The 26,783-nt window shown below is 55.4% G+C and carries 24 protein-coding genes; 19 read left to right on the top strand and 5 right to left on the bottom strand.

What is annotated here, in order from left to right; all coding sequences use genetic code 11:
- Positions 1–138 precede the first annotated feature (138 nt).
- Positions 139–1,722, top strand: coding sequence for a phosphoethanolamine transferase (locus ACOTXL_RS08635; RefSeq protein ID WP_032608903.1), 1,584 nt, complete (start codon positions 139–141; stop codon positions 1,720–1,722).
- 115 nt (positions 1,723–1,837) lie between these two features.
- Here ACOTXL_RS08635 and ompX read toward each other — a convergent pair whose 3' ends face one another.
- Entirely contained in the window at positions 1,838–2,356 is a 519-nt protein-coding gene (ompX, locus tag ACOTXL_RS08630) for an outer membrane protein OmpX (RefSeq protein ID WP_003858450.1), read from the bottom strand.
- A 354-nt stretch (positions 2,357–2,710) separates the two neighbouring features.
- Here ompX and rhtA point away from each other — a divergent pair, with 354 nt between their 5' ends.
- The 6 genes from rhtA (at position 2,711) to ybiO (ending at position 9,308) form a co-directional block, all read left to right on the top strand.
- Positions 2,711–3,598: a threonine/homoserine exporter RhtA gene (gene rhtA / locus ACOTXL_RS08625; RefSeq protein ID WP_022650655.1), complete on the top strand. Its 888-nt coding sequence runs from the start codon at positions 2,711–2,713 to the stop codon at positions 3,596–3,598.
- 298 nt (positions 3,599–3,896) lie between these two features.
- Entirely contained in the window at positions 3,897–4,400 is a 504-nt protein-coding gene (gene dps / locus ACOTXL_RS08620) for a DNA starvation/stationary phase protection protein Dps (protein ID WP_000100801.1), read from the top strand.
- A gap of 361 nt (positions 4,401–4,761) precedes the next feature.
- Positions 4,762–5,505 carry a glutamine ABC transporter substrate-binding protein GlnH gene (glnH, locus tag ACOTXL_RS08615; RefSeq protein WP_003858455.1) on the top strand — a complete coding sequence of 248 codons (744 nt, stop codon included), beginning with the start codon at positions 4,762–4,764 and terminating at the stop codon, positions 5,503–5,505.
- Positions 5,506–5,598: 93 nt separating this feature from the next.
- On the top strand, positions 5,599–6,258 hold the full coding sequence (gene glnP / locus ACOTXL_RS08610; RefSeq protein WP_003858462.1) for a glutamine ABC transporter permease GlnP: 660 nt from the start codon (positions 5,599–5,601) through the stop codon (positions 6,256–6,258).
- A complete protein-coding gene (gene glnQ, locus ACOTXL_RS08605) occupies positions 6,255–6,977 on the top strand; it encodes a glutamine ABC transporter ATP-binding protein GlnQ (RefSeq protein WP_003858465.1) in 723 nt (240 codons plus the stop codon). The genes glnP and glnQ overlap by 4 nt, the downstream gene beginning before the upstream one ends.
- A gap of 120 nt (positions 6,978–7,097) precedes the next feature.
- On the top strand, positions 7,098–9,308 hold the full coding sequence (gene ybiO, locus ACOTXL_RS08600) for a mechanosensitive channel protein (RefSeq protein ID WP_045350692.1): 2,211 nt from the start codon (positions 7,098–7,100) through the stop codon (positions 9,306–9,308).
- 43 nt (positions 9,309–9,351) lie between these two features.
- Here the strand turns inward: ybiO and rlmF are convergent, their stop codons facing one another.
- Positions 9,352–10,263, bottom strand: coding sequence for a 23S rRNA (adenine(1618)-N(6))-methyltransferase RlmF (rlmF, locus tag ACOTXL_RS08595; RefSeq protein ID WP_023315680.1), 912 nt, complete (start codon positions 10,261–10,263; stop codon positions 9,352–9,354).
- 242 nt (positions 10,264–10,505) lie between these two features.
- On the opposite strand from rlmF, the gene mcbA reads away from it, so the two are divergent.
- The 3 genes from mcbA to ybiJ all read left to right on the top strand — a co-directional run bounded on the left by mcbA (position 10,506) and on the right by ybiJ (position 11,705).
- Positions 10,506–10,769, top strand: a complete 264-nt coding sequence (gene mcbA / locus ACOTXL_RS08590; protein ID WP_003858470.1) for a DUF1471 family periplasmic protein McbA — start codon at positions 10,506–10,508, stop codon at positions 10,767–10,769.
- 123 nt (positions 10,770–10,892) lie between these two features.
- Positions 10,893–11,159, top strand: coding sequence for a DksA/TraR family C4-type zinc finger protein (locus ACOTXL_RS08585; protein ID WP_045350694.1), 267 nt, complete (start codon positions 10,893–10,895; stop codon positions 11,157–11,159).
- Between the two features lie 285 nt (positions 11,160–11,444).
- Positions 11,445–11,705, top strand: a complete 261-nt coding sequence (gene ybiJ, locus ACOTXL_RS08580) for a DUF1471 family protein YbiJ (protein ID WP_003858474.1) — start codon at positions 11,445–11,447, stop codon at positions 11,703–11,705.
- A gap of 113 nt (positions 11,706–11,818) precedes the next feature.
- On the opposite strand, the gene ybiB is transcribed toward ybiJ, so the two are convergent.
- Positions 11,819–12,781 (bottom strand): DNA-binding protein YbiB, encoded by a 963-nt coding sequence (ybiB, locus tag ACOTXL_RS08575; protein WP_023324357.1) that lies wholly within the window; start codon positions 12,779–12,781, stop codon positions 11,819–11,821.
- A 255-nt stretch (positions 12,782–13,036) separates the two neighbouring features.
- Between ybiB and ACOTXL_RS08570 the strand changes: the two genes are divergently transcribed.
- The 5 genes from ACOTXL_RS08570 to ACOTXL_RS08550 all read left to right on the top strand — a co-directional run bounded on the left by ACOTXL_RS08570 (position 13,037) and on the right by ACOTXL_RS08550 (position 18,408).
- Positions 13,037–13,573, top strand: a complete 537-nt coding sequence (locus tag ACOTXL_RS08570) for a fimbrial protein (RefSeq protein ID WP_045350695.1) — start codon at positions 13,037–13,039, stop codon at positions 13,571–13,573.
- A 69-nt stretch (positions 13,574–13,642) separates the two neighbouring features.
- On the top strand, positions 13,643–14,317 hold the full coding sequence (locus tag ACOTXL_RS08565; RefSeq protein ID WP_023324355.1) for a fimbrial biogenesis chaperone: 675 nt from the start codon (positions 13,643–13,645) through the stop codon (positions 14,315–14,317).
- Positions 14,318–14,343: 26 nt separating this feature from the next.
- On the top strand, positions 14,344–16,887 hold the full coding sequence (locus ACOTXL_RS08560) for a fimbria/pilus outer membrane usher protein (RefSeq protein WP_072223396.1): 2,544 nt from the start codon (positions 14,344–14,346) through the stop codon (positions 16,885–16,887).
- A gap of 22 nt (positions 16,888–16,909) precedes the next feature.
- Complete coding sequence (locus ACOTXL_RS08555; protein ID WP_023324353.1) at positions 16,910–17,899, top strand: fimbrial protein; 990 nt, start codon at positions 16,910–16,912, stop codon at positions 17,897–17,899.
- Positions 17,900–17,904: 5 nt separating this feature from the next.
- The gene (locus ACOTXL_RS08550) at positions 17,905–18,408 is read left to right on the top strand and encodes a fimbrial protein (protein ID WP_045350697.1); all 504 of its coding nucleotides are present in this window, start codon (positions 17,905–17,907) and stop codon (positions 18,406–18,408) included.
- On the opposite strand, the gene dinG is transcribed toward ACOTXL_RS08550, so the two are convergent.
- Both dinG and rhlE read right to left on the bottom strand, forming a co-directional pair.
- Positions 18,395–20,572: an ATP-dependent DNA helicase DinG gene (gene dinG / locus ACOTXL_RS08545; protein ID WP_086531956.1), complete on the bottom strand. Its 2,178-nt coding sequence runs from the start codon at positions 20,570–20,572 to the stop codon at positions 18,395–18,397. The genes ACOTXL_RS08550 and dinG overlap by 14 nt on opposite strands.
- 97 nt (positions 20,573–20,669) lie before the next feature.
- Positions 20,670–22,052, bottom strand: a complete 1,383-nt coding sequence (gene rhlE, locus ACOTXL_RS08540) for an ATP-dependent RNA helicase RhlE (protein ID WP_045350698.1) — start codon at positions 22,050–22,052, stop codon at positions 20,670–20,672.
- Between the two features lie 204 nt (positions 22,053–22,256).
- Here rhlE and cecR point away from each other — a divergent pair, with 204 nt between their 5' ends.
- The 4 genes from cecR to ACOTXL_RS08520 are packed head-to-tail and all read left to right on the top strand — an operon-like array spanning position 22,257 to position 26,781.
- Entirely contained in the window at positions 22,257–22,934 is a 678-nt protein-coding gene (gene cecR, locus ACOTXL_RS08535; RefSeq protein ID WP_045350699.1) for a transcriptional regulator CecR, read from the top strand.
- Positions 22,931–23,926 (top strand): secretion protein HlyD, encoded by a 996-nt coding sequence (gene hlyD, locus ACOTXL_RS08530; RefSeq protein WP_023315672.1) that lies wholly within the window; start codon positions 22,931–22,933, stop codon positions 23,924–23,926. The genes cecR and hlyD overlap by 4 nt, the downstream gene beginning before the upstream one ends.
- Positions 23,919–25,658 carry an ATP-binding cassette domain-containing protein gene (locus ACOTXL_RS08525; RefSeq protein WP_045350700.1) on the top strand — a complete coding sequence of 580 codons (1,740 nt, stop codon included), beginning with the start codon at positions 23,919–23,921 and terminating at the stop codon, positions 25,656–25,658. Before hlyD ends, ACOTXL_RS08525 begins: the two co-directional genes overlap by 8 nt.
- A complete protein-coding gene (locus ACOTXL_RS08520; protein WP_045350701.1) occupies positions 25,648–26,781 on the top strand; it encodes an ABC transporter permease in 1,134 nt (377 codons plus the stop codon). Before ACOTXL_RS08525 ends, ACOTXL_RS08520 begins: the two co-directional genes overlap by 11 nt.
- Positions 26,782–26,783 lie beyond the last annotated feature (2 nt).

Raw genomic sequence — 26,783 nt, 5'->3', positions numbered from 1 at the left:
GCTCGCACTATCTTCTTGCAGCCCTGCACAATTTGCGGCTCGCTGAAGCGGACCTCTCATTCCCTTTCCACGCACTGTCCGGCAGGCTTTGACCCTTGACGCCAGGGTGAGCACATGGCGTTTTCGTGATAGTGATCTATGAACGTAACCCTGATTGATACACTTGTTACCCGCAGCCGGGGCTTAAGCCCGTGGACGGGATTCTATTTTTTGCAATCGCTGTTGATTAACTTTGCTCTTGGCTACCCCTTTAGCCTGCTTTATGCCGTCGGGTTCACCTGTATTCTTCACCTTCTCTGGCGAAGCGCACCGCGCATGCAGAAGGTGCTTATCGGGATCTGTTCTCTGGTTGCTGCCGCCTATTTCCCGTTTGGCCAGGCCTATGGCGCGCCAAACTTTAATACCCTGCTGGCGCTCCACTCCACCAATATGGAAGAGTCCACAGAGATCCTGACGATCTTTCCGTGGTACAACTACGTGGTTGGCCTTTTCATTTTTGCCCTCGGCGTGATTGCGGTTCGCCGTAAGCCCGTCGGGAAAAAGGCATGGGGTAAAATTGAAAGCCTGTGTCTGGCCTTTAGCGTGGTGACGTTTTTTGTTGCGCCGGTACAAAATCTGGCCTGGGGCGGCGTGTTTAAGCTTAAAGATACCGGGTATCCGGTGTTTCGCTTCGTCAAAGACGTGGTGGTGAATAACGAGGAAGTGCTCGACGAGCAGGCACGTATGGCCGAGCTTTCCACCATGAAAGACACCTGGAACGTGCTGGCGGTGAAACCGAAGTATCACACCTACGTGGTGGTGATCGGAGAAAGCGCGCGTCGCGATGCGCTCGGCGCGTTTGGCGGTCACTGGGATAACACGCCGTTTGCCAGCGCCGTTAACGGTACGCTGTTTACCGACTACGTGGCGGCCAGCGGCTCGACGCAGAAATCACTCGGTCTGACGCTCAACCGCGTGGTGGATGGAAAACCGCAGTTTCAGGATAATTTTGTCACCCTGGCCAACCGGGCAGGTTTTCAGACATGGTGGTTCTCTAACCAGGGACAGATCGGCGAATATGATACCGCCATCGCCAGCATCGCGAAGCGTGCCGACGAGGTACAGTTCCTGAAAAGCGGTGATTTCGAAGCCGATAAAAACACAAAAGATGAAGCGTTGCTAAAAATGACGGCGCAGGTCTTTGCCACCCAGCGCACCCAGCCGCAGCTGATTGTCCTGCACCTGATGGGGTCACACCCGCAGGCATGCGATCGTACCGGGGGAAAATATGCGGAGTTTGTGCAATCCAAAGAGACGTCCTGCTACCTCTACACCATGACGCAAACCGACGATCTGCTCAGCAAGCTGTACGGGCAGCTGCGCAACAGCGGCGACAGCTTCTCGATGGTCTATTTCTCTGACCACGGCCTGGCGTTTAAGGAGCGCGGAAAAGAGGTGCAGTATCTGGCCCACGATGACAAGTTCCAGCAGAACTTCCAGGTACCGTTTATGGTGCTGTCGAGTGATGACAAAACGCATCGCATTATAAAAGCGCGCCGTTCCGCGAACGATTTCCTGAAATTCTTCTCACAATGGACGGGGATTAAGGCGAAAGAGATAAAAAATGATTACCCGTTTATCTCCGGGAAGAAGGGCCCGCCAGTTTACATTACCAACTTTAAGTTACAGAAAGTCGACTATAACCATCTTGGGACGGATATTTTCGATATTAAGAGTAAGTAATTTCTGCCGTTTCGTGCGGGCTAATGCCCTCACCCTGGCCCTCTCCCACGGGGAGAGGGTACAAACAAAAAAATCCGCCTCAAAGGGCGGATTTTTTACTGGCTCACCGAAGTGATTAGAAGCGGTAACCTACGCCCGCGATCCAGGTGCCAACGTCAACGTTGCGGATACGGCTCTGCTCATAGGAGAAGTCCAGAGCAACGTTTTCGATTGGGTTGAACTGCATACCTGCGCCATAGGAGAAACCATAGTCGCTGTTGCTTGCAGTACGGTTCAGACCCTGGTTTTCGGTCTGCTGGAATTTACCGTAGCCAACACCTACAACACCGTAGATGCTTGCCCAGTCATTCAGGCGGTAAGCAGGACCCGCGGTGATGCCGTAGTACTGACCTTTATTGTAAGAGCCATTTTCAGTACGATCTTTCTCGGTGTAAGTGAAAGAACCGATCACACCCAGCGGGTTGTTGTCTTGCTCGTAACGGTACTTCAGGTTGAAACCGTTGGTTTTGTTCATCACGCCCTGCATATCGCTCTGAGCGTAACCACCAGTTACAGTAGAAGTTGCCGCTACAGCGGTACCTGCGGAAACAGCCAGAACAGCTGCCAGTGCTGAAAGACATGCAATTTTTTTCATAACCACCTCAAATGTGCTTCAAGTAAGTCCGTAAGTTTTAAATATATCAAAAAAATCTGTGAAACTCTTTGTCATTCACGATGTCTAATGCGACCTTTCCTGTAACAGAACATTTCCAGCACCAGCTATCTTGTTAAAATAACTCCAGATTTTCACCTTCAAACGCTAATAGTGCGCGTCATCGCCAGAAAGTTCATCCAGATTATTCCTAATCTTTCAGGCGATAAAAGCATCAACCTTTCCTCATTTTACGGATTTTCCCTGGATTTTTTTCAACAGTAGCTCAACCGTCGCAGCTTATTTCCATTACACTGCCACTTTTACCTCTTTTGACAAAAATTGACAGGAGAAAGGATGCCAGGTTTACCCCGTAAATCGTCGGTCTGGATGCCGGTGGCAGTCATACTTATCGCGATGATGTCCATACAAAGCGGCGCGTCGCTGGCAAAATCGCTGTTTCCGCTGGTTGGTGCGCCCGGCGTCACGGCGCTGCGTATCGCATTAGGCACCCTGATCCTCGTGGTTATCTTTAAACCCTGGCGGCTACGGTTTAAAAAGGAGCAGCGACTGCCTTTGCTTTTTTATGGGCTGGCACTGGGAGGGATGAACTACATGTTCTATCTCTCTATTCAGACTATCCCGCTGGGGATCGCGGTCGCGCTTGAATTTACCGGCCCGCTGGCGGTTGCCCTCTTCTCTTCTCGTCGTCCGGTAGATTTTATCTGGGTCATACTGGCCGTGCTGGGGCTATGGTTCCTGCTGCCGCTCGGGCAAAGCGTTTCACAAATCGATTTGACAGGGGCAGCTCTGGCGCTGGGCGCGGGGGCATGCTGGGCGGTGTATATTCTCACTGGCCAGCGTGCGGGCGAAGAGCACGGCCCCGCGACGGTCGCCTTAGGCTCACTAATTGCCGCCGTAATCTTTGTCCCAATCGGAATGGCACAAGCGACAGACTCAATATGGCAGTGGTCAATCCTGCCGGTTGGTCTGGCGGTTGCCATTCTCTCTACGGCCCTGCCCTACTCTCTGGAGATGATCGCCCTGACGCGCCTGCCCACGCGCATTTTTGGTACGCTCATGAGCATGGAGCCCGCGCTGGCCGCCATCTCAGGAATGATTTTCCTCGGTGAAACCCTGACCCTGGTACAAACGCTGGCGCTCTGTTCCATTATCGCGGCGTCAATGGGCTCCACCCTGACCATGCGCCCGGAACCTAAAGTGCAAAAAATCGATCTCAACTAGGCCTTAAATTCTGCATGGCTAACCCGCCATGCAGAATATACGCCTCGTCAGTACTTCAAATAATTTCTTACAAACTATCTTGTATTGCCAAAATATTTCACCTGCCCGGCTTCCCGAAGAATGAATTAAGATTGATCTGTATCAACTTTAATAAACTACTTATTTTTCAATCAGTTGATAATACAATCTTACTTTCACTATTAAACCAATAGGCAGAGCCAAACCGCAGAGAAAAAATCCGGTGCTATACTTAGTCCCGTAATTACCTGGGACACAAACATCAAGAGGATATGAGATTATGAGTACCGCTAAACTGGTGAAAACGAAAGCGTCTAATCTGCTTTATACCCGTAACGATGTATCGGATAGCGATAAAAAAGCGACCATTGAGCTGCTGAATCGCCAGGTGGTCCAGTTCATCGATCTTTCGCTGATCACCAAACAGGCTCACTGGAATATGCGCGGTGCAAACTTTATTGCCGTTCATGAAATGCTGGATGGCTTCCGCACAGCACTGGTGACTCACCTGGATACCATGGCCGAACGTGCCGTACAGCTGGGTGGCGTGGCACTGGGTACCACACAGGTGATCAACAGCAAAACGCCATTGAAAAGCTATCCGCTGGATATCCATACCGTTCAGGATCACCTGAAAGAGCTGGCGGACCGCTACGCGATTGTGGCGAATGATGTTCGTAAAGCGATTGGCGAAGCCAAAGATGAAGATACTGCTGATATCTTCACTGCCGCATCACGCGACCTGGATCAGTTCCTGTGGTTCATTGAGTCCAACATCGAATAATCCCTGCGGATTTTCCGAATAACCCTCGCCCCTGGCGGGGGTTTTGCACATTTATGGTGCGCACTTTTGCCCGCAACGGCCGCAAAAGTGAATAAAATGTAATAATCACCTCACACAACCGTTAACGGAAGATTGTTTTTTCGTCAGATTCTGCGCTAAATATCCCCCTGTCAGAAGACCTTAACGAAGCGCACCAAAACGGTGCTCCATTCTGGTGCAACCTGGCAGAATTGCCACGCTTTTCGTGCAATGCGTGACATCATCCCCTTTGCAAAACAACAGCTTGTAAAATTGGCACGATTTTTTCATTGTGCCTGAGGTTCTCGCAGGGGATCGCCCCGTGGATATAAAAGGAAATGCTATGAAGTCTGTATTAAAAGTTTCACTGGCTGCACTTACCCTGGCGTTTGCGGTGTCCTCGCAGGCTGCCGACAAACTGGTTGTGGCGACGGACACGGCGTTCGTACCGTTTGAATTTAAACAGGGTGATAAATACGTTGGTTTTGACGTGGATCTGTGGGCCGCTGTCGCAAAAGAACTCAAACTGGATTACACCCTGAAGCCAATGGACTTCAGCGGCATTATCCCGGCACTGCAAACCAAAAACGTTGACCTGGCGCTGGCAGGCATCACCATTACCGAAGAGCGTAAAAAGGCCATCGATTTCTCTGACGGCTACTACAAAAGCGGCCTGCTGGTGATGGTGAAAGCGGATAACAACGATGTGAAAAGCGTGAAAGATCTCGACGGTAAAGTGGTCGCCGTGAAGAGCGGCACTGGCTCAGTTGATTACGCGAAAGCCAACATCAAAACCAAAGACCTGCGTCAGTTCCCGAACATCGACAACGCTTACATGGAACTGGGCACCAACCGCGCGGATGCGGTGCTGCACGATACGCCTAACATCCTTTACTTCATCAAAACTGCCGGTAACGGCAAGTTCAAAGCGGTAGGTGATTCTCTGGAAGCTCAGCAGTACGGTATTGCATTCCCGAAAGGCAGCGACGACCTGCGTAACAAAGTTAACGGCGCGCTGAAAACCCTGAAAGAGAACGGCACCTATAACGAAATCTACAAAAAATGGTTCGGTACCGAGCCTAAATAATTTCACCTGACTTCAGGTTTGTAACGCCCGGTGGCGCTTACGCTTACCGGGCCTACGTTTTTCGTTTTTCACCACGGTATACAGGAATACATCATGCAGTTTGACTGGAGCGCCATCTGGCCTGCCATTCCACTCTTGCTTGAAGGCGCTAAAATGACCCTGTGGATTTCGGTCCTCGGTCTGGTTGGCGGGTTGATTATCGGTCTTGTCGCCGGTTTCGCCCGCACCTACGGTGGCTGGATTGCAAATCACATCGCACTGGTTTTCATCGAAGTGATCCGCGGCACACCCATTGTGGTGCAGGTCATGTTCATCTACTTCGCCCTGCCGATGGCCTTCACCGACCTGCGCATTGACCCGTTCAGCGCCGCCGTTGTCACCATCATGATCAACTCCGGCGCCTACATTGCGGAAATTACCCGCGGTGCGGTGCTGTCGATTCATAAAGGGTTCAGTGAAGCTGGCCTGGCGTTAGGTCTTTCCCGTCGCGAAACCATCCGTCACGTGATCCTGCCGCTGGCGCTGCGCCGCATGCTGCCGCCGCTGGGTAACCAGTGGATCATCAGCATCAAAGACACCTCGCTGTTTATTGTTATCGGCGTGGCCGAGCTGACCCGTCAGGGCCAGGAGATCATCGCGGGTAACTTCCGCGCCCTGGAAATCTGGAGTGCGGTCGCCGTTGTCTACCTGATTATCACGCTTGTCCTGAGCTTTGTTCTGCGTCGTCTTGAAAGAAGGATGAAAATCCTGTGATTGAATTTAAAAACGTTTCCAAGCACTTTGGCCCAACCCAGGTGTTGCACAATATCGATTTGAACATCAGGCAGGGCGAAGTGGTGGTGATCATCGGGCCGTCCGGTTCCGGTAAATCCACCCTGCTGCGCTGCATTAACAAGCTTGAGGAGATCACCAGCGGCGATTTGATCGTCGATGGTCTGAAGGTTAACGATCCGAAAGTGGACGAGCGCCTGATCCGCCAGGAAGCGGGCATGGTGTTCCAGCAGTTCTACCTGTTCCCGCACCTCACGGCGCTGGAAAACGTGATGTTTGGTCCTCTGCGCGTGCGCGGGGCCAGCAAAGCGGCAGCGGAAGCGCTGGCAAAAGATCTGCTGGCGAAGGTTGGTCTGGCGGAGCGTGCCCACCACTATCCTTCCGAGCTGTCCGGCGGCCAGCAGCAGCGCGTGGCCATTGCCCGTGCGCTGGCGGTGAAGCCAAAGATGATGCTGTTCGATGAGCCAACGTCGGCTCTCGACCCGGAGCTGCGTCACGAAGTGCTGAAAGTTATGCAGGATCTGGCGGAAGAAGGCATGACGATGGTCATCGTTACCCACGAAATCGGCTTTGCCGAAAAAGTGGCGTCCCGTCTGATCTTCATTGATAAGGGCCGCATCGCGGAAGACGGTAATCCGCAGACGCTGATTGCGAACCCACCAAGCCAGCGCCTTCAGGAGTTCCTGCAACACGTCTCCTGATAACCACACACAGAGCCGGGCATGCCCGGCTTTTTTATGCCGGATTGTTCCCAAAAACTCCCCTCCGCTCCGCGCGCTCTATACTTATCATTTTGCACGATATTTTTGTCGGAGGACGCCGTGCCGTGGATCCTGTTGCTCCTGTTTAGCCTGTTTAGCGCGCCATCACTTGCTGTAACCCTTCCCGGCGTCACCACCGGAGCCACCGCCAGCCAGCAAAATGCGCCGCCAGAGCCAGACGCTGAAAAGAAAAAAGCCGCTTACGGCGCGCTTGCCGACGTGCTTGAGAACGACACGTCACGGCAGGAGCTGATCGATCAGCTGAGGAAGGTGGCCGCCACGCCGCCTCAGGATCCGGTTCCTGCTATTGCGCCGCCGGAAGCCGAAGAAGAAAAAACGGTGCTGGAAAACGTCACCGACATCAGTCGCCGCTACGGGGAAGCCCTGTCGTCGCGTTTTGCCCAGCTCTATCGCAACCTGGTTGGCACCTCACATAAGCCTTTTAATCCTCACACCTTTTCCGCCGCCGCCACCCAGTTTGCTATTCTGGCTGGTGCCGTCTTCATTTTTTACTGGCTGTTGCGCCTGTCTGTCTGGCCGCTTTACCGGAAAATGGGACAGTGGGGACGCAAAAAGAATCAGCATAAAAGCAGCTGGCTGCATCTTCCGGCAATGATTACCGGGGCGTTTGTCATCGATTTGCTGCTGCTGGCCCTGACGCTGTTTGTCGGTCAGCTGCTGGCTGACCGCCTTAATACCGGAAACAAAACCATCGCGTTTCAGCAGGGACTGTTCCTCAATGCGTTTGCCCTGATTGAGTTCTTTAAAGCCCTCCTGCGGTTGATCTTCTGCCCACGCGTGCCGGACCTTCGCCCCTTCGCCATTTCGGATCAGAGCGCCAAATACTGGGCGGTGCGGCTTAGCGTGCTGAGCGGGTTGATTGGTTATGGCTTGTTGGTTGCCGTGCCGATTATTTCCAACCAGGTTAACGTGCAGTTCGGGGCGCTGGCGAACGTGCTGATCATGCTGTGCATTACCGTCTGGGCGCTGTACCTCATCTTCCACAATAAAAAAGCGATCACCGACAGCCTGCTGCACCTGGCCGATCGCTCCCTCTCCTTTTTCAGCCTCTTTATTCGCGCCTTTGCGCTGGTGTGGCACTGGCTGGCCAGCGCCTATTTTATTGTGCTCTGTTTCTTCTCCCTGTTCGACCCGGGCAATAGCCTGAAATTTATGATGGGGGCGACGTTCAAAAGCCTGGCGATTATCGGCATTGCGGCCTTTGTCTCTGGCCTGCTTTCCCGCTGGCTGTCGAAAACGATCACCCTGTCGCCGCAGGTTCAGCGTAACTACCCGGAACTGCAAAAGCGGGTGAATGGCTGGATGACCGTATCCCTGAAGATGGCGCGTATTCTGACGGTCTGCGTGGCAATTATGCTGCTGCTGAACGCGTGGGGGCTGTTTGATTTCTGGAACTGGCTGCATAACGGCGCGGGGGAAAAGACCGTTGATATTCTTATTCGTATCGCGCTGATCCTGTTTTTCTCCGCCGTCGGCTGGACGCTGCTGGCAAGCCTTATCGAAAACCGTCTGGTGTCGGATGTCCACGGCAGGCCGCTACCGAGCGCCCGCGCCCGCACGCTGCTAACCCTGTGCCGCAACGCGCTGGCGGTGATCATCAGTACCATCACCATCATGATTGTGCTGTCGGAAATCGGCGTGAATATCGCCCCGCTGCTGGCGGGTGCCGGTGCGCTGGGGCTGGCGATCTCCTTCGGTTCGCAGACGCTGGTGAAGGATATTATCACCGGCATTTTTATCCAGTTTGAGAACGGGATGAATACCGGGGATCTGGTGACCATCGGTCCGCTCACCGGCACGGTCGAGAGGATGTCCATTCGCTCCGTCGGTGTGCGTCAGGATACCGGCGCGTACCACATTATTCCGTGGTCATCGATCACCACCTTTGCCAACTTTGTGCGCGGCATTGGTTCGGTGGTGGCGAATTATGATGTCGATCGTCACGAAGATGCAGATAAGGCGAAGCAGGCGCTGCGGGATGCGGTGAACGAACTGATGGAGATGGAGGATATTCGCGGGCTGGTGATTGGTGAACCATCGTTCGCGGGCATCGTCGGGCTGACGAACACTGCCTTTACCCTGCGCGTGTCGTTCACCACCCAGCCGCTGAAGCAGTGGACGGTGCGCTTCGCCCTCGACAGCATGGTGAAAAAACACTTCGATCTGGCGAACGTGAGAGCGCCGGTGCAGACGTATCAGGTATTGTCGCCGCCCGCTTCGCCGCTCCCTCCGCAGGAGCCGACGCTGTAAACGAGCCGGGTGGCGGCTTCGCCTTACCCGGCCCGAGAAACGATTATTTGCGGCGTTTGTTATCGTCCATAAAGGACCAGGCAATAAAGCGGCTCTGCTTCTGGCCCTGCGCCATCTCTTTTTTAACCACTTTCACCGCGCCGACGTCGGTCAGCGCGCGGTAAAGTGGCGGCAGGTTATCGCCACGGGAGACCAGCGTGGTAAACCATTTCACCTGACGACCGAAGCCCTTACTCTCGGCAATCATGCGCAGAATAAATGCCACTTCCCCGCCCTCGCACCACAGCTCCTGCTGCTGGCCGCCAAAGTTCAGCGCGCCATCTTCAGCCTGGCCCAGGTTACGCCGCTTGCGTTCACTTCCCGCACGAGCAGAGGCGGCGGAGTCGTGGAATGGCGGGTTGCACAGGGTGGCATCATATTGTTCGTTCTTATGAATAATGCCGTTGAAAATAGCAGCGGCATCCTTCTGACGACGCAGACGAACGGCCCGGCTTAACCCCGGGTTAGCGTTGATAATGGCCTGCGCGCTGGCGAAGGCCTCAGCACCGATCTCGCTGCCGGTAAACCGCCACTGATATTCATGTGCGCCTATCAGGGGGTAGATCAGGTTCGCGCCCGTACCGATATCAAGCACGGTGGCCTGTTTTGGCACCACGCCGCCATTGTCATCCGCCAGCAGATCGGCAAGATGATGGACGTAATCCGCACGTCCTGGCACCGGTGGGCAGAGAAAGCCATCCGGGATGTCCCAGTGCGTAACGCCATAAAAATGGGCCAGCAGCGCTTTGTTCAGCGTCTTAACCGCCAGCGGATCGGCAAAGTTTACCGACGGTTCACCGGCTGGTGTCTGAACAATAAAATCCTGCAATTCGGGGCAGCTCAGGCACAGGGCTTTCATGTCGTAGCGGCTACGGTGGCGGTTACGCGGGTGCAATCCCGGCTTTTGGGAAGTCATGGCATTCTCCTTTAAACAGCCGCGTAAGATACCCTGTGACGGCGCGGGGGTAAATATCTGTCTGAGTCGCACAAAAAAACGACAAAAATCATCGACCTGTATGTCTATGATCTGTCAACAAATTGTCAGAATTTATCGTTCAAAAAATAAGCAGATCATCATCAAATTTTTGCGCTAAATCACACGCGTCAGGCTTCTAAACTTAAGAGGAATCACCTGTTGTTTCCCCTGAGGATGTGATTATGAAAAAATATCTGACCTTTATTATTGCGGGTGCGCTGGCAGGCGCATCTTTCTCAGCCTGGTCCGTTCAACCTCTGACCGACAGCAACGACACCAGCCAGCTACGTGCGGCGGGGACGGTCTCTGTCAGCCGGGCAAGCAACCTTGATGACCTTCAGGACAAGCTGGCCGAAAAAGCGCGTCAGGAAGGGGCTAAAGGCTTCGTGGTGAACGCTGCCGGTGGCGATAACCATATGTACGGCACCGCGACCATCTATAAATAATCGATTTCCTTCCCACACTGCATCTGCCAGGCAGATGCAGTTCTCATTCCCTTCCTTCGCCTTGACTGTGCGTTTTTTAACCCCATATTAAGATGAATGGCTTAAACAGATCAGGAGAACATGATGGCTTCCGGCTGGGCGAATGACGACGCCGTTAACGAACAGATCAACAGTACTATTGAAGATGCGGTCGCGCGTGCTCGCGGTGAAATTCCACGCGGCGAAAGTTTGACGGAATGCGAAGAGTGCGGAGATCCGATTCCTGAGGCACGGCGTAAAGCCATTCCTGGCGTACGGCTATGTATTGCCTGTCAGCAGGAGAAAGATTCGAAAAATGCGATACATTCAGGATATAATCGCAGAGGATCGAAAGACAGCCAGTTACGTTGACTTTCCTTTACCGAAGTTAACCGCGCCAGCCGTTTACTTTACGCTCACGACTTTTAGCGAAACGCGTAGCAAATCGTGCCCTTCCGATGGCTTCTGTAAAGCGCATCCACAAGAAGTGTCAATTCCGCTGCTGAATTTATTAATAATCAATAAGTTATTTGTCATTCAATTTTTTTGAGCAACCACGTCAATTCTCTTCGATTTTATCTTCCGCTAAAAACCGTGATACTTATCACATCGACGGAACATCGTCCCTTTAACAGAATAACCTGCGAGAATTGACCTATGAAAACCATCAAATATGCTGTTGCCGCTGTTGCCCTGTCCGCTCTCTCTTTCGGCGCTTTCGCCGTAGAGCCAGTCTCCTCTACTCAGGCACAGGATCTGAACAAAATCGGGGTGGTGAGTGCTGAAGGCGCGACCACGCTGGACGGTCTGGAAGCCAAACTGGCGGAAAAAGCAGCCGCTGCCGGCGCAAGTGGATACACCATCACGTCCACTAACGGTAATAACAAACTGAGCGGTACTGCGGTTATCTACAAGTAATCGAACGAATTATGCTCCACCCTCACCATACCCTCTGGTGAGATGCTCCAACCCTCATTGACCCTGTTGTTACCCTTGTTTGCCCGTCCGCCACTGGACGGGCTTTTTTTTGCTTAAAACGACTGTGCCACGCGCTGCAATCCGGCTTCCACGGATGCCACTTCCCCTGCCGCCAGCAGGCAGCAGGCCATTTGCAGCTTGATCGACTGCGGAACCGGCACCTTTCCGGCCAGACACTGTACGATCCAGTGCGCGGTGACCTGCGGATCTTTTGACTCGGGCAAGATCACATCGCAGTTCTCCTCCCCACGTTCCAGTACGACCCGCGTCCCGGCAGGCTCAATCAGCATCAGCTGTGGACAACGCTGCGGGTTGGCATAAACCTCTCCTTCCGTCCCGTGCATCAGCAGCGCCCGCCCGCCGATTTCGGCAAAAAATTGTCCGACCCGCGTCACGTACTCCGGATGGGAGACGCTGGAAAGACGTAGCGCGGCGTCTTCGGCAAACGGCGTCGCCAGCTTCGCCAGGGTGTGGGCGCTGTTACGTACTCCCATTCGCCATCGCATGTCCAGCTGCTTTTCCAGCGGCGGGCAGAGCGCGCGCACGGGAATATAGACCGGCTGGTTCCCCTCCAGTTTGGCCTGCGCCTGGCCAGCATGGAGAGTAGGTTCGATGCCTAATAATTCCAGAATGGTTTCTGTCAGCACGCGCGTTGGATCTTCGCTCACGCCATGTACCACCACCGGGAAACCGAGTTTCTGCAACAGAATAGCCAGCAGCGGCGTGAGGTTTGCCTGCTTACGCGCGCCATTGTAGGTCGGGATCACTATCGGCATCGGCTTCGTGACGGGCGGGGTTAAACGCATCGTCTGCGACTGCATGGCCTCATAAAAACCCCGCATCTCCGCCTCACCTTCCCCTTTGATGCGCAGCGCAATCAGAATGCCGCCCATTTCCAGCTCCGGCACGTCGCCATTCAGCATATGCGTGTACAACGCACGGGCCGTGTCCTGGTCCAGATCGCGAGCATGGTTTTTCCCACGCCCTACCTCTTTGATAATTTTGCGGTAATCCACGACATTTCTCCTGACAGCATCATCTTGTTAACAATATAGCCCGATGGACACGCACCCGATAGTGTTTTGTGATCATTATCAACCTGCTGTTTTCAGATAAAAAAATAAACTCAAGCATTATTTGCAATATTTGTGATTGGGACAAAAGATTCGTCTCTGTCCTTTTTTTGATTAAATAAACATCGAAAAGTCATTAAAGGTCAACGGTGAAAACGTCCAGGCAACGTTTTTGCCAGAAACATATCGGGATTTACTATGAACAAGGTTGCATTAGGGTTGTTTATCGCCGCAACGGTGGGATGTTCTGCATCTGCATTTGCGGCAACCAACGGTGAAGGGCAGATTAATTTCACCGGAGAAATTATCGATTCTGCTTGCCAGGTCGTGAATGGATTAAGTAATCCATTAGATGTTCAGTTGGGAAAAGTATCTAAAACGGTATTTACCGGTGCAGGCTCTACCAGCACATTAACGAAGTTTGATATTAAGTTAACCAATTGTCCGGAAACCGTAACCTCGGCAGCGATTAACTTCGGTGGTCCCCCGGATGCGGATAATAATGCCGCGCTGGCGTTAACGCCCGATACCGATGCGGCTACCGGTGTGGCTATTCAGCTGGTTGACACGTCCGGGCAGCCTGTCAGCCTGTATACCCCTTCGAAGCAATATCCTTTAGCCTCCGGCACGGCGGTTAACGATCTGGAGTTCGGTGCGCGTTATATTCAAACCCAGGCGGCAGTCACCGCGGGCCCTGCTAACTCTGTATCAACCTTCACCGTTATTTATAACTGATCTTATCAATCCTGAGATATTAATGCTTTTGCGAGCATTAATATCTCATCTTTTTATTGAAAAATCTTTATGCGCCACGGTTATTTACTGAGCATTCTTTTACTGGTAGCAGCCTCGGCACAGGCGGGGGTCGTGATTAATGGCACCCGGCTGGTCTATCAGGGAGATAAAAAGGAATCATCTCTCGGTCTTTCAAACCCGGATACCACGGATTATCTGGTGCAGTCCTGGGTCGATTCTGGCGGTAAAAACCAAGCCAAAGCCCCGTTCCTGATCACCCCGCCGCTTTTTCGACTGGATGCGAAAGAGGATAACGTCCTGCGCGTAGTCCGTACGGGAGGAAATTTACCGGAAGACAGGGAATCTCTGTACTGGCTGAATATTAAAGCGATCCCGTCCTCGAAGCATGTCGAAGGGGTAAATACGCTGCAAATTGCCATTAATACACGCATTAAATTGCTCTATCGCCCGTCAGCGGTAAAAGGCAGACCAGAAGATGTGGCCGATAAACTTGAATGGCATCGCGAAGGGAATGATTTAGTGGTGAATAATCCCACACCTTTCTTTATGAATTTTCAGACCGTCACCCTGAATGGACAGAAAGTCAAAAAAGCCACCTGGGCTGTGCCGAAAACTGAAACGCATTTTGCTTTACCTGGCAACGTCGGAGGTTCTACCGTCGCGTATTCCATTATTACCGATTACGGCAGCATCAGTCAGACATGGTCTAAACCCGTTCATTAATCGTATTACCCGGTAATAAAATCATCATGTACAGCCATAAAAAGCCGTTCACCTGCCGATTTTCGTCATTGCTGATGGCTATTTGTTGCCTGGCAATGGCGATCTTTGCGCAGCAGGTTTTGGCTGATGATTATTTTAACCCTGCCCTGCTGGACATTGATAACCCGCAGCAGGGAAAGACCGATCTGTCTGTCTATGAAAAAGGTCCCGGCCAGGCACCAGGTAAATATCAGGTCGCGATCTTTATCAATAACAATAAAATTGATACCCGCGACGTGACCTTCAACTTAGTTAAAGATCCACAGGGCACCAGCACGCTCCAGCCTTGTTTTACACTGGACGAATTAAAGAGCCTCGGGATCAAAACGCAAAAATATCCGCAGCTGAGAGCAGAAGGTCAGTGCGCCGATCTACACGCCATCCCTTCGGCATCCGCGACCTTTCGCGTGCGCAATCAGCAGCTGCTGCTGAGCATTCCGCAAAAGGCGCTCGGTCAGGTACCTCGCGGTTACATCGACCCGAAAGAGTTTGACGAAGGGATCAACGCGGGCCTGCTTAATTACAGCGTCAACGCCAGCCAGAGCCATGCGCGCCAGCAGGGTGAAGAGAATAGCAGCAGCCAGTACGTTAACCTGCGTCCCGGCTTCAACATCGGGGCATGGCGCGTTCGTAACTACTCCACCTGGAATCGCAGCACCACGGGTCATGAGGAGGAACAGAAATTCACCTCCGTTTATACCTATGCGCAACGCGATATTGTGGCGATGAAAAGTGACGTGACGGTGGGCCAAAGCACCTCACCTTCCGACGTTTTTGACAGCGTCCCCTATACCGGCGTGGAGCTAAAATCCGACAGCGACATGCTGCCGGACAGCGAGAAAGGCTATGCCCCTATTATTCGCGGCAGCGCCCACAGTAACGCGCAGGTGGTGGTACGCCAGAACGGTTACATCATTTATCAGAACACGGTCGCCCCCGGCGCGTTCGAAATTAACGATCTCTACCCCACCGGCAGCAGCGGCGATCTCCAGGTCACGGTGAAAGAAACAGACGGCAGCGAAAGCCACTTCGTGGTGCCGTTTGCCTCCGTGCCGGTATTGCAGCGTGAAAAAAACCTGCGCTACAGCGTAACCGCCGGGCGTTATCGCTCTTATGACAAAGACGTTGAAAAGACCCCGTTTGCCCAGGGAAGCGCCATCTACGGTTTACCCTTCGGCTTCACGGTCTACGGCGGCGTGCAGCAGAGTAACCATTATCAGTCACAGGCGATTGGCGCCGGGAAAAACATGGGCGATCTGGGGGCGTTCTCCATTGACGTAACCCGCGCCAGAGCTCTGTTGAAAAAACAGCAGTCCAGCAAGGGCCAGTCATGGCGCATCCGTTACAGCAAAGATTTCGCCGGTTCGGGCACCAACTTTACCCTTGCGGGCTATCGCTATAACAGCAAAGGGTTTTACACCCTGGACGACACCATGGAGTCATATACCCGCTCCGACAACTGGTCTGCACCGCAGCAGCGCCGCGCCCGAACCGAAGCCACCATCGACCAGACGCTGCCGGAAGGCTGGGGATCCGTCACCCTGAGCATGGTGAAAGAGACGTACTGGAGTCAGAGCCAGAACATGACCTCGATGAGCGTCAGCTACAACAATAGCTGGCACGGGGTGAGCTACAGCCTCAGCTACAGCATGAACAAAAACACCCAGGACAGCGATGAAGACGGTAACGAGGTGACAAACGACAACCAGTTCTCGCTGAGCGTCTCGGTGCCGCTGGACCGCTGGATGCATAACACCTGGGCCACCTACAACCTGAACAACACCAAAGACGGCACGACGCAGAACATCGGCCTGAACGGCACGGCGCTGAAAGAGGACAACCTGAACTGGAACATCCAGGAAGGGCTGAGCAGCACCGGCAGCGGTAACTCCACCAGCATCAACGCCGATTACAAAGCGACCTATGGCGAAGTGAGCGCAGGCGTCAGTCAGGATAAGTATCAGCAGACCCTGAACGTCGGTTTGCAGGGCGGCGTGGTTGCCCATGCGAACGGAATAACCCTGAGCCAGCCGCTCGGTGACACCATCGCGCTGGTGAAAGCGCCGGGCACGCACGGAACCCATATCACGAACCAGACGGGCGTCGAGACCGACTTCCGCGGCTACACCGTCGTGCCGTTTGTTACCGCGTATCGCCGCAACACCATCGCGCTGGATACCGAAACGCTACCGGACAACGCCGACGTCACCCACGCGGCGCAGATCGTGACGCCAACCCGCGGGGCCGTGGTGCGCGCCAGCTTTAACACCCGCGTGGGTAACCGCGTCCTGATGACGCTTACGCAAAAGGGTAAACCGCTGCCCTTCGGCGCAACGGTCACCACCGAAGATAAGGACAGCGAATTTATTGTCGGGAATGACGGCCAGACCTACCTCTCTGGTCTGCCGCAGCAAGGGCATCTCTACGTTTCCTGGGGACAGGGGGCGAACGAGCACTGCGTCGCTGACTATGCGCTAACGGATGAGAAAGAGCAAACCAGCATCATTAACGCTGCCGCGCAGTGTCACTGATCCACCGTTCAGGCTAACGATTATGCAAATGATTAAACAGTGCTTTTTCTTACTGGTTCTGGGAACCGCCGCGTTATTTATGCCGCATGCGAAGGCGACCTGCACCACGCCGGATCTGCCCAAAATGATTAACATGGCCTCCATTTCTGTCCCGACGACGCTGGCGGTTGGTGCAACCATTCCGGGTACAGAGCAGAGCGTTCATGTTGCCGGGCACTGCGATCAGAGTATCGACAGCGGACTGGAAATTGTCTCGTGTTACTACGGTACCGGAGCGGAAATTCCGGGGCTGAAGGGAGTATACGAATCCGGCGTACCGGGTGTCGGGGTCGCATTGATGAACGATCAGGGTCAGCGAATCAGCGGAGCAGGCGGAGTACAGTGCGATTCACGCGGAACGCCTGTTGGCTATGTTTCTGGCGATGGCACACAGTCGTTTAACTTTGACGTCACGCTTGAACTGGTCAAAACAAGCGACGCCGTGACCTCCGGCACGCTGGTGCAGTCTCAGACCGAATTCGGCATTGGCGTTTTCGGTCACGAAGGGATCGGCAGCCCTAACCATATTGCGTATGCAGGTAACGTCATTTTGCATCAGGTCACCTGCTCTGTTTCGCCAAAAAATCTCACCGTTAATTTGGGTGATTTTCCCGTCAGTGATTTTATGAGCGTGGGTTTTTTATCCAGCCCCGCTCAAACGTTTAATATCACCGTTAACTGTGACACAACCGTTCAGCCTGAGCTAAAAATCACCAGTGCTAACGGCTACGAGACGGCATTCGAGGGGGTGATCAAACTGACGAAGCAGACAGGCATGGCAACGGGCGTCGGGGTGAGAATGCTGTTTGATGACCGCATTGCGACCTTTGATACCTACGTCAACACTCAAAGCCAGGCCGTTGCCAATGAAACGCTGGAGATCCCCTTTCAGGTTCGCTACGAGCAGATCAGCGATGTGGTGACGCCCGGCCCCGCCAACACCGTAGCAACCATCACTCTCGCCTATAAGTGACCAACATGAAAAAGACAATCGCGTTTCTGACGATGGGCTTACTGGCCCAGGCCCACGCAGACGATATTCAGATCCAGATGACGGGAAATATTTACGCCAATACCTGCATCATTGACAGCGCCAGCCGCAACCTGACGGTGGACTTAGGCCAGACGGTGTCGGGCAGTTTTAAAGACGTGGGGGATACCGGCGAGTGGAAAGACTTTTCCCTGTCAGTATCGCACTGTCCTGCCACGCTGGCGCTTGCCACGGCCTTTTTCTATGGCCAGGCAGACAGCGTGCATCCGACCAAATTTGCCAATATCGGCAGCGCAAAGGGGCTGGCGCTTGAGCTGGCAGACCGGCAGGGCAAAATACTGATTGCCCCGCAGGCCGCCTTTAACGCCGCCATCAATCCGAGCGACCACACGGCAACCTTTCTCCTGTCCGCGCGCTACTACGCCACCTCAATGCCCGTCACTGCCGGGACGTTCAGCAGCGTGATTCAGGTGACATTCACTTACCAGTAGGACCGCGCCTCTTTGCACGGATGCTTTTTGTACGCCCGGCAGAGGGTTTTGCCGGGCGTTTTTTTACCTCCGGCACTTCTGGCTGCTCAATCGGGAAGATCGGCAGCGCATTCAGCAGCCGTTGGCCGTAGTTTTTGGTGAGCAGTCGTTTGTCATAAATCACCACCTCGCCCCAGCAGCCGTGGCTACGGATCAAGCGCCCGACCTGCTGAATAAGGTTAAACGACGCCGCAGGCAGGCTTTGCACTTCAAACGGATAACGGTTCAGGCTTTTCAGCCATTCGCCTTCGGTGATCACCACCGGGCTGTCGATGGGCGGGAAGGCAATTTTATGGATATGCACCTGCGTCAGGTAGTCACCTTTCAAATCAAGCCCTTCCGCAAAGGACTGTAACCCCACCAGCACGCTGCGCTCGCCGTTATCGATGCGTTTACGGTGGGTTTCCACCAGCCGATAGCGCGGCTGATCGCCCTGCACCAGCAGGAGCAAGCGCAGATCGGTGACGTGCTCCAGGAAGCGTTGCATCGCGCGGCCGCTGGCAAACAGCACCAGCATACCGGGGTATTTTTTACTCTCAACCTGCTCGCGGAAGTAGGCCGCCATTTCCGCAATATGCTGCTCTTCGTTATCGATAAGCGGCTCATAGTTCATGCGCGGGATCACCAGCTTGCCCTGCTCACAGTGGTTGAACGGCGAGTCCAGGGCCACAAAACGGTCCCCCGCTTTCTCTTTCAGGCAGCTCATTTCCTGCAACCTTGAGAAGCTGTTCAGTGAACGCAGGGTCGCCGATGTCACTACCACGTGCGGCACGCTGCGCCAGATCAGCTTTTCCAGCTGATCGGCCACGCGGATGCCCACGCAGTGGAAGAAAAGATGTACCTGCCCGTCTCGCACTTCGCGGGTGGCCCACTTTGTCACCGGCGCGCCGGACGCCTGCGCCATTGAGGCCAGCCGCCAGAGTTTGCTCTGCGCCTCAAACATGCCCAGCGCACGGTTCATTTGCAGCAGAATGCGGTGCAAACGCACCACGTCATGGGTACCGGTTTTCTCGCTGAGATCGTTTAAGAACATCTCCGCCAGCCCGCGCAGCTTTTCAAGGTGCTTCGCCAGCTGCTGACAAATTTCCATCACTTCCTGCGGCAACTCCCCCATCGCAAAGCGGTGTTCCGCCTCCTGTGTGGCTGGGAGATACAGGTTAAGAATATTATTCAGCGAGGCGATGAGGCCGTACACCTCTTCACAGTGCTCGCTCAACCGCTCCGGAACCGCCAGCGGCGGCGTGGTTTTCGGGCGGAACTGCTCCATGCAAGTTGCCACCAGCTTACAGAACAGATCCAGTTGCAGGCGAAACCACGGGGCGGTAATTTCCGCGCTCATCTCCAGCGCATCCCGCGCCACGTCGGGCAGATGATGACCTTCATCGAGCACCAGCAGCAGGTTTTTGGGCTCCGGCAGGACCGCTTCACTCTCCAGTGCGGCCATCACCAGCGCATGGTTGGCGACAACCACCTCCGCTTCCTGAATCTCACGCCGGGCAACAAAGAAAGGGCACTCGCGGTAGTAGTGACAGTTGCGGTTCAGGCAGCTCGCTTTATCGGTGCTGAGCCTGCGCCACAGGTCGTCGCCGATCGCCTGGCTGGTGTGATCACGCAGGCCGTCCCACCTGTAGCCGTCGAGATCGGCCTTCAGCTTTGCGCACTGCTCCTGCTCCGCCTTGTTATTTGGCGTCAGCTCGTCATCAAGAAACGCGAGCAGATCCTGCTGGGAGGGTTCACTGCTGGCCAGCGCCGCCAGATTGCGCGGGCAGACGTAGCGCCCGCGACCAAAGGCGGCGGTGAAGCGTAAATCGGGGATAATTTTGCGCAGCAGCGGCAAATCTTTGCTGAAGATCTGGTCCTGCAAGGCCACGTTGGCGGTGCTGACCACCAGCGTTTTGTCCTCCTCCCGCGCGATGGCGATGCCGGGAATGAGATACGACAGGGTTTTCCCGACGCCGGTCGGGGCTTCAATCGCCAGATGTCGCCCGTCGTCCCCGGCGAGCGTTTTTGCCACGTCGGCAATCATCTGCCGCTGCGGCGCTCGGGGGATAAAATCGGGGATCTGCTGCTGTAGCGCCTTATACCAGGCGCCTATTTGCGCTTTCAGCGCAGCGGTTAAAGCCATCGGAAAACCTGAAATACTGTATAAACAGCCACTATTGTGGCACTTTCTCTCCGCTGCCGCAAAAAGAAAAGCCCGGCTTTACGACCGGGCTTCCAGATTACTGCGGGTTAGCAGGTTTACGCGGGCGGCGTCGGCGCTGCCCCTCGCCTGCCGGTTTCCCTTCGCCGCTACGCCACGGGTTTCCACCGGCTGGTTTGCTGTCGTTATTACGACGCGGCGGTTTGCCCGAAGATTTCGGCGCGCCACCTTCTGAACGACGCGGCTGCTGACCGCGACCACCGCCGCCCTGACCGCGTCCGCCACCCTGACGACCGTTCTGAATTGGCTCGGCTTTGATCGACGGGTCCACTTCATAGCCCGGGGTTTCAATGCGCGGGATCTCTTTCTTCAGCAGGCGTTCAATGTCGCGTAGAAGCTTGTGTTCATCCACGCAAACCAGAGAGAGCGCTTCCCCGGTTGCCGCCGCACGGCCGGTACGGCCGATACGGTGAACGTAATCTTCCGGCACGTTTGGCAGCTCGTAGTTCACCACGTGCGGCAGCTCTTCGATATCCAGACCGCGTGCGGCGATGTCGGTTGCCACCAGCACGCGAATGTCGCCAGATTTAAAGTCCGCCAGCGCACGGGTACGCGCGCCCTGGCTCTTGTTGCCGTGGATCGCCGCGCTGCGGATGCCGTCTTTATTCAGCTGTTCCGCCAGGTGGTTGGCGCCGTGCTTGGTGCGGGTAAAGACCAGCACCTGCTGCCAGTTGCCCTGACCGATCATCTGGGAGAGCAGTTCCCGCTTGCGCTTCTTATCCACAAAGTGAACGTGCTGCGTCACCTGCTCGGAGGCGGTGTTGCGGCGCGCGACTTCCACTTCCAGCGGGTTATGCAGCAGCTTTTCCGCCAGCGCCTTGATCTCGTCGGAGAAGGTCGCGGAGAAGAGCAGGTTCTGACGACGCGTCGGCAGCTTCGCCAGCACGCGGCGAATGTCGTGGATGAAGCCCATGTCCAGCATACGGTCGGCTTCGTCCAGCACCAGGATTTCGATGTTATCGAGCTTCACCGCGTTCTGGTGTTCCAGATCCAGCAGACGCCCCGGTGTTGCCACCAGCACGTCCACGCCGCCGCGCAGCTTCATCATCTGCGGGTTAATGCTTACCCCGCCGAAAACTACCAGCGAACGAATGTTGAGGTAGCGGCTGTATTCACGCACGTTCTCGCCAATCTGGGCCGCCAGCTCGCGGGTTGGGGTGAGGATCAGCGCACGCACCGGACGACGGCCTTTGGCGTGCGGCTGGTTTTTTACCAACAGCTCCAGCAGCGGCAGGGTAAAGCCCGCGGTCTTACCGGTACCGGTCTGCGCGCTTGCCATCAGGTCACGGCCCTGCAAAACGGCCGGTATGGCCTGCTGCTGGATAGGGGTTGGCTCAACGTAGCCCTGCTCTGCGATGGCGCGCAGAATTTCCGGGTTCAGACCAAGGGAATCAAAAGACATAAAAACTCCGAACCGCCCCGACCATCACAGGTGTAGTTTTCAGGGAGATATAACGAATAGAAGGACAAAAACCACAATGTCGCGAAGGTGCGGAGTGTAGCAGCTTTTGTGACGTGGCGCATAAAATATCCCCGGCGATGACTCGACGTTTGCGCAAATCAGGCATAATCTTAATCAATCGATTGATTAATTTTTAATGCTGCTATGAATACAACCCCAGCGACAACCAAAGGCGAACAGGCGAAAAGTCAGCTTATCGCCGCCGCGCTGGCGCAGTTTGGCGAGTATGGTCTGCATGCCACCACGCGGGATATCGCCGCTCAGGCCGGGCAGAATATTGCGGCCATCACCTACTATTTTGGCTCAAAAGAGGATTTATACCTCGCCTGCGCCCAGTGGATCGCGGATTTTATCGGCACCAGCTTTCGCCCGCACGTGGAAGAAGCCACCGCGCTGTTCAGCCAGCCAGAGCCTGACCGGGCTGCCATCCGCCAGCTGATCCTTAACGCCTGTCACAACATGATCCGCCTGCTGACGCACGACGATACGCTGAACCTGAGCAAATTTATCTCCCGCGAGCAGCTCTCCCCCACTGCCGCGTACCAGCTGGTGCACGATCAGGTGATCGCCCCGATGCACAGCCATCTGACCCGGCTGATCGCCGCCTATACCGGACGGGACGCCAGCGATACCGACACCATTTTGCATACCCACGCCCTGCTGGGCGAAGTGCTCGCCTTCCGTCTGGGGCGTGAGACCATCCTGTTACGTACGGGCTGGACACAATTCGATGAGGATAAAGCCGCGCAAATTAGCCAGGTCATTACCTGTCACGTTGATCTGATCCTGCAAGGCTTAACGCAAAGGAGCCAGAAGTCATGAAAAAACCTGTCGCCATCATTCTGGTGGTTGTTGTCTTGCTTGCCGCGGGAACAGGCGGCTGGCTGTGGTATCAGAGCCAGCAGGATCGTGGCCTGACGCTGTATGGCAACGTGGATATCCGCACCGTGAACATGAGCTTCCGCGTTGGCGGACGGCTTGCCTCGCTGAACGTTGACGAAGGCGATGCCATCAAAGCCGGGCAGACGCTGGGGATGCTGGACAAAGCCCCGTTTGAGAACGCGCTGATGCAGGCAAAAGCAGGCGTCTCCGTCGCACAGGCGCAATACGACCTGATGCTGGCGGGCTATCGCGACGAAGAGATCTCCCAGGCGGCCGCTGCCGTTAAGCAGGCAAAAGCCGCCTATGACTATGCGCAGAATTTTTATAACCGTCAGCAAGGCTTATGGAAAAGCCGTACTATTTCCGCCAACGACCTGGAAAATGCGCGCTCATCCCGCGACCAGGCACAGGCGACGCTGAAATCTGCCCAGGATAAGCTAAGCCAGTACCGCACCGGTAACCGTGCGCAGGACATTGCCCAGGCGAAGGCCAGCCTTGAGCAGGCGCAGGCGCAGTTAGCCCAGGCGGAGCTGGATCTGCACGACACCACGTTAATCGCCCCGTCTGACGGCACGCTGATGACCCGCGCCGTGGAGCCGGGCAGCATGCTCAGCGCGGGCAGCACCGTGTTAACGCTCTCCTTAACCCGTCCGGTGTGGGTGCGCGCTTACATTGATGAGCCGAATCTTGGCCAGATGCAGCCGGGCCGCGAACTGCTGCTCTATACCGACGGTCGCCCGGACAAGCCTTATCACGGCAAAGTGGGCTTCGTCTCCCCTACCGCCGAGTTCACGCCAAAAACCGTTGAAACCCCGGACCTGCGTACCGACCTGGTGTATCGCCTGCGCATCATCGTCACCGATGCGGACGACGCGCTGCGTCAGGGCATGCCTGTTACCGTGACCTTAAACGACGGGGAACGACATGAATGACGCGATTATCCAGCTCAACAATCTGGTCAAACGCTTCCCGGGAATGGCTAAACCGGCGGTCGCACCGCTGAATTGTACGATTCAGAAAGGCTATGTGACCGGGCTGGTGGGGCCGGACGGCGCGGGTAAAACCACGCTGATGCGGATGCTGGCGGGATTGCTGAAGCCGGATGAAGGCAGTGCCAGCGTGCTTGGCCTCGATCCGATCAAAGACGACGCGGCGCTCCACGGCATGCTCGGCTATATGCCGCAGAAGTTTGGTCTGTACGAAGATCTGACGGTAATGGAAAACCTCAACCTGTACGCCGACCTGCGCAGCGTCACCGGCGAAACCCGGCAGAAAACCTTCGAGCGCCTGCTGGCGTTCACCTCCCTCGGCCCGTTCACCGAACGGCTGGCGGGCAAACTTTCCGGCGGGATGAAGCAGAAGCTGGGGCTGGCCTGCACGCTGGTGGGCGAACCGAAGGTGCTGTTGCTGGATGAACCCGGCGTCGGCGTGGACCCGATTTCCCGCCGTGAACTGTGGCAGATGGTGCACGAGCTGGCGGGTGACGGCATGCTGATCCTCTGGAGTACCTCATACCTTGATGAAGCAGAACAGTGCCGCGACGTGCTGCTGATGAATGAAGGCGAACTGCTCTATCAGGGCGAACCCACCGAGCTGACGCAAACCATGGCCGGGCGAAGTTTTCTGCTGCACAGCGCGCAGGAATCCAACCGCACGCTGCTGCAACGGGTGCTGAAGCTGCCCCAGGTGAGCGACGGGATGATTCAGGGCCGTTCGGTGCGCGTGATCCTCAAAAAAGAGGCCACCGCCGACGATATCCGGCGTGCGCAGGGGATGCCTGAGATCGACATGTCAGAGACCTCGCCGCGCTTTGAAGATGCGTTTATCGATCTGCTGGGCGGGGCGGGAACCTCAGAATCACCGCTTGGCGCCATTCTGCACACGGTGGAAGGTACGCCGGGCGAAACGGTCATTGAAGCGAAATCGCTCACCAAAAAATTCGGCGATTTCGCCGCCACCGATAACGTCAATTTTGCCGTGAAGCGCGGCGAGATATTTGGCCTGCTCGGGCCGAACGGCGCAGGAAAATCCACCACCTTTAAAATGATGTGCGGTCTGCTGGTACCGACGTCCGGCAAAGCGCTGGTGCTGAACATGGATCTCAAAGTCAGCTCCGGCAAAGCGCGCCAGCACCTGGGCTATATGGCGCAGAAGTTTTCGCTCTACGGCAACCTGACGGTGGAGCAAAATCTGCGATTTTTCTCCGGCGTCTATGGCCTGCGGGGACGGGCGCAGAACCAGAAGATCGGCCGCATGTGCGACGCCTTCGGCCTGACCGATATCGCCTCGCAGGCGACCGACGCGCTGCCGCTTGGCTTCAAACAGCGGCTGGCGCTGGCCTGCTCGTTGATGCACGAGCCGGATATCCTGTTTCTTGATGAACCGACTTCAGGCGTGGATCCCCTCACCCGCCGTGAATTCTGGTTGCATATCAATAGCATGGTGGAAAAAGGCGTGACCGTGATGGTCACCACCCACTTTATGGACGAGGCGGAGTATTGCGACCGTATCGGGCTGGTCTATCGCGGCAAGCTGATTGCCCACGGCACGCCGGATGACCTGAAAGCGCAGGCCGCCGACGACTCGCAGCCAGACCCGACCATGGAGCAGGCGTTTATCACCCTCATCCACGACTGGGATAAGGAGAATACTCATGCGCAGTAACGCCCTCTCCTGGCGCCGGGTGCGCGCCCTGTGCGTTAAAGAGACGCGTCAGATCGTGCGCGATCCCAGCAGCTGGCTGATTGCGGTGGTGATCCCCCTGCTGCTGCTGTTTATTTTCGGCTACGGGATTAACCTCGACTCCAGCAAGCTGCGGGTCGGGATTTTGCTGGAGCAGCAGAGCGAAGAGGCGCTGGACTTCACCCACGCCATGACCGGCTCGCCCTACATCGATGCCACCATCAGCGACAATCGGCAGGAACTGATCCAGAAAATGCAGGCCGGGAAGATTCGCGGTCTGATCGTCATTCCGGTGGATTTCGCGGCCAACATGGCGCGCCCGGGCGCCGATGCGCCGATCCAGGTGATTACCGACGGCAGCGAGCCGAACACCGCGAACTTTGTGCAGGGCTACGCGGAGGGGATCTGGCAGCTCTGGCAGATGCAGCGCGCCAAGGACCGGGGGGAAAAGTTTGAACCGCTGATTGACGTGCAGACACGCTACTGGTTTAACCCCGCCGCCATCAGCCAGCACTTTATTATTCCGGGCGCGGTAACGATTATTATGACGGTGATCGGCGCGATTCTGACCTCGCTGGTGATCGCCCGCGAATGGGAGCGCGGCACCATGGAGGCGCTGCTCTCGACCGAAGTGACGCGCGTCGAGCTGCTGCTCTGCAAGCTGATCCCCTACTACTTCCTCGGCATGCTGGCGATGCTGCTCTGCATGCTGGTGTCCGTCTTTATCCTCGGCGTGCCGTACCGCGGCTCGCTGGTGGTGCTGTTCTTTATCACAAGCCTGTTTTTACTCAGCACGCTGGGGATGGGGCTGCTCATCTCCACCATCACCCGCAACCAGTTTAACGCCGCGCAGGTGGCGCTGAACGCCGCTTTCCTGCCGTCAATAATGCTCTCAGGGTTTATCTTCCAGATAGACAGTATGCCTGCTGTCATCCGCGCCGTGACCTACATTATCCCGGCGCGCTACTTCGTGAGCACGCTGCAAAGCCTGTTCCTGGCGGGGAATATTCCGGTAGTGCTGATTATCAACACGCTGTTTTTAATGGCGTCGGCGGTGATGTTTATCGGGTTGACGTGGATGAAAACCAAACGGCGGTTAGATTAAGG

The organism is Enterobacter cloacae complex sp. IR5402 (assembly GCF_049238125.1).
Classification (GTDB): Bacteria; Pseudomonadota; Gammaproteobacteria; order Enterobacterales; family Enterobacteriaceae; genus Enterobacter; species Enterobacter hormaechei_C.
This window is presented reverse-complemented; position numbering and strand designations above follow the sequence as displayed.

Excerpts from the sequence above, each read along its gene's own strand:
- ACOTXL_RS08635 (WP_032608903.1), top strand. The coding sequence starts at position 139 with ATGAACGTAACCCTGATTGATACACTTGTTACCCGCAGCCGGGGCTTA.
- ompX (WP_003858450.1), bottom strand. The coding sequence starts at position 2,356 with ATGAAAAAAATTGCATGTCTTTCAGCACTGGCAGCTGTTCTGGCTGTT.
- rhtA (WP_022650655.1), top strand. The coding sequence starts at position 2,711 with ATGCCAGGTTTACCCCGTAAATCGTCGGTCTGGATGCCGGTGGCAGTC.
- dps (WP_000100801.1), top strand. The coding sequence starts at position 3,897 with ATGAGTACCGCTAAACTGGTGAAAACGAAAGCGTCTAATCTGCTTTAT.
- glnH (WP_003858455.1), top strand. The coding sequence starts at position 4,762 with ATGAAGTCTGTATTAAAAGTTTCACTGGCTGCACTTACCCTGGCGTTT.
- glnP (WP_003858462.1), top strand. The coding sequence starts at position 5,599 with ATGCAGTTTGACTGGAGCGCCATCTGGCCTGCCATTCCACTCTTGCTT.
- rlmF (WP_023315680.1), bottom strand. The coding sequence starts at position 10,263 with ATGACTTCCCAAAAGCCGGGATTGCACCCGCGTAACCGCCACCGTAGC.
- mcbA (WP_003858470.1), top strand. The coding sequence starts at position 10,506 with ATGAAAAAATATCTGACCTTTATTATTGCGGGTGCGCTGGCAGGCGCA.
- ACOTXL_RS08585 (WP_045350694.1), top strand. The coding sequence starts at position 10,893 with ATGGCTTCCGGCTGGGCGAATGACGACGCCGTTAACGAACAGATCAAC.
- ybiJ (WP_003858474.1), top strand. The coding sequence starts at position 11,445 with ATGAAAACCATCAAATATGCTGTTGCCGCTGTTGCCCTGTCCGCTCTC.
- ACOTXL_RS08570 (WP_045350695.1), top strand. The coding sequence starts at position 13,037 with ATGAACAAGGTTGCATTAGGGTTGTTTATCGCCGCAACGGTGGGATGT.
- ACOTXL_RS08565 (WP_023324355.1), top strand. The coding sequence starts at position 13,643 with ATGCGCCACGGTTATTTACTGAGCATTCTTTTACTGGTAGCAGCCTCG.
- ACOTXL_RS08560 (WP_072223396.1), top strand. The coding sequence starts at position 14,344 with ATGTACAGCCATAAAAAGCCGTTCACCTGCCGATTTTCGTCATTGCTG.
- ACOTXL_RS08555 (WP_023324353.1), top strand. The coding sequence starts at position 16,910 with ATGCAAATGATTAAACAGTGCTTTTTCTTACTGGTTCTGGGAACCGCC.
- ACOTXL_RS08550 (WP_045350697.1), top strand. The coding sequence starts at position 17,905 with ATGAAAAAGACAATCGCGTTTCTGACGATGGGCTTACTGGCCCAGGCC.
- dinG (WP_086531956.1), bottom strand. The coding sequence starts at position 20,572 with ATGGCTTTAACCGCTGCGCTGAAAGCGCAAATAGGCGCCTGGTATAAG.
- rhlE (WP_045350698.1), bottom strand. The coding sequence starts at position 22,052 with ATGTCTTTTGATTCCCTTGGTCTGAACCCGGAAATTCTGCGCGCCATC.
- cecR (WP_045350699.1), top strand. The coding sequence starts at position 22,257 with ATGAATACAACCCCAGCGACAACCAAAGGCGAACAGGCGAAAAGTCAG.
- hlyD (WP_023315672.1), top strand. The coding sequence starts at position 22,931 with ATGAAAAAACCTGTCGCCATCATTCTGGTGGTTGTTGTCTTGCTTGCC.
- ACOTXL_RS08525 (WP_045350700.1), top strand. The coding sequence starts at position 23,919 with ATGAATGACGCGATTATCCAGCTCAACAATCTGGTCAAACGCTTCCCG.
- ACOTXL_RS08520 (WP_045350701.1), top strand. The coding sequence starts at position 25,648 with ATGCGCAGTAACGCCCTCTCCTGGCGCCGGGTGCGCGCCCTGTGCGTT.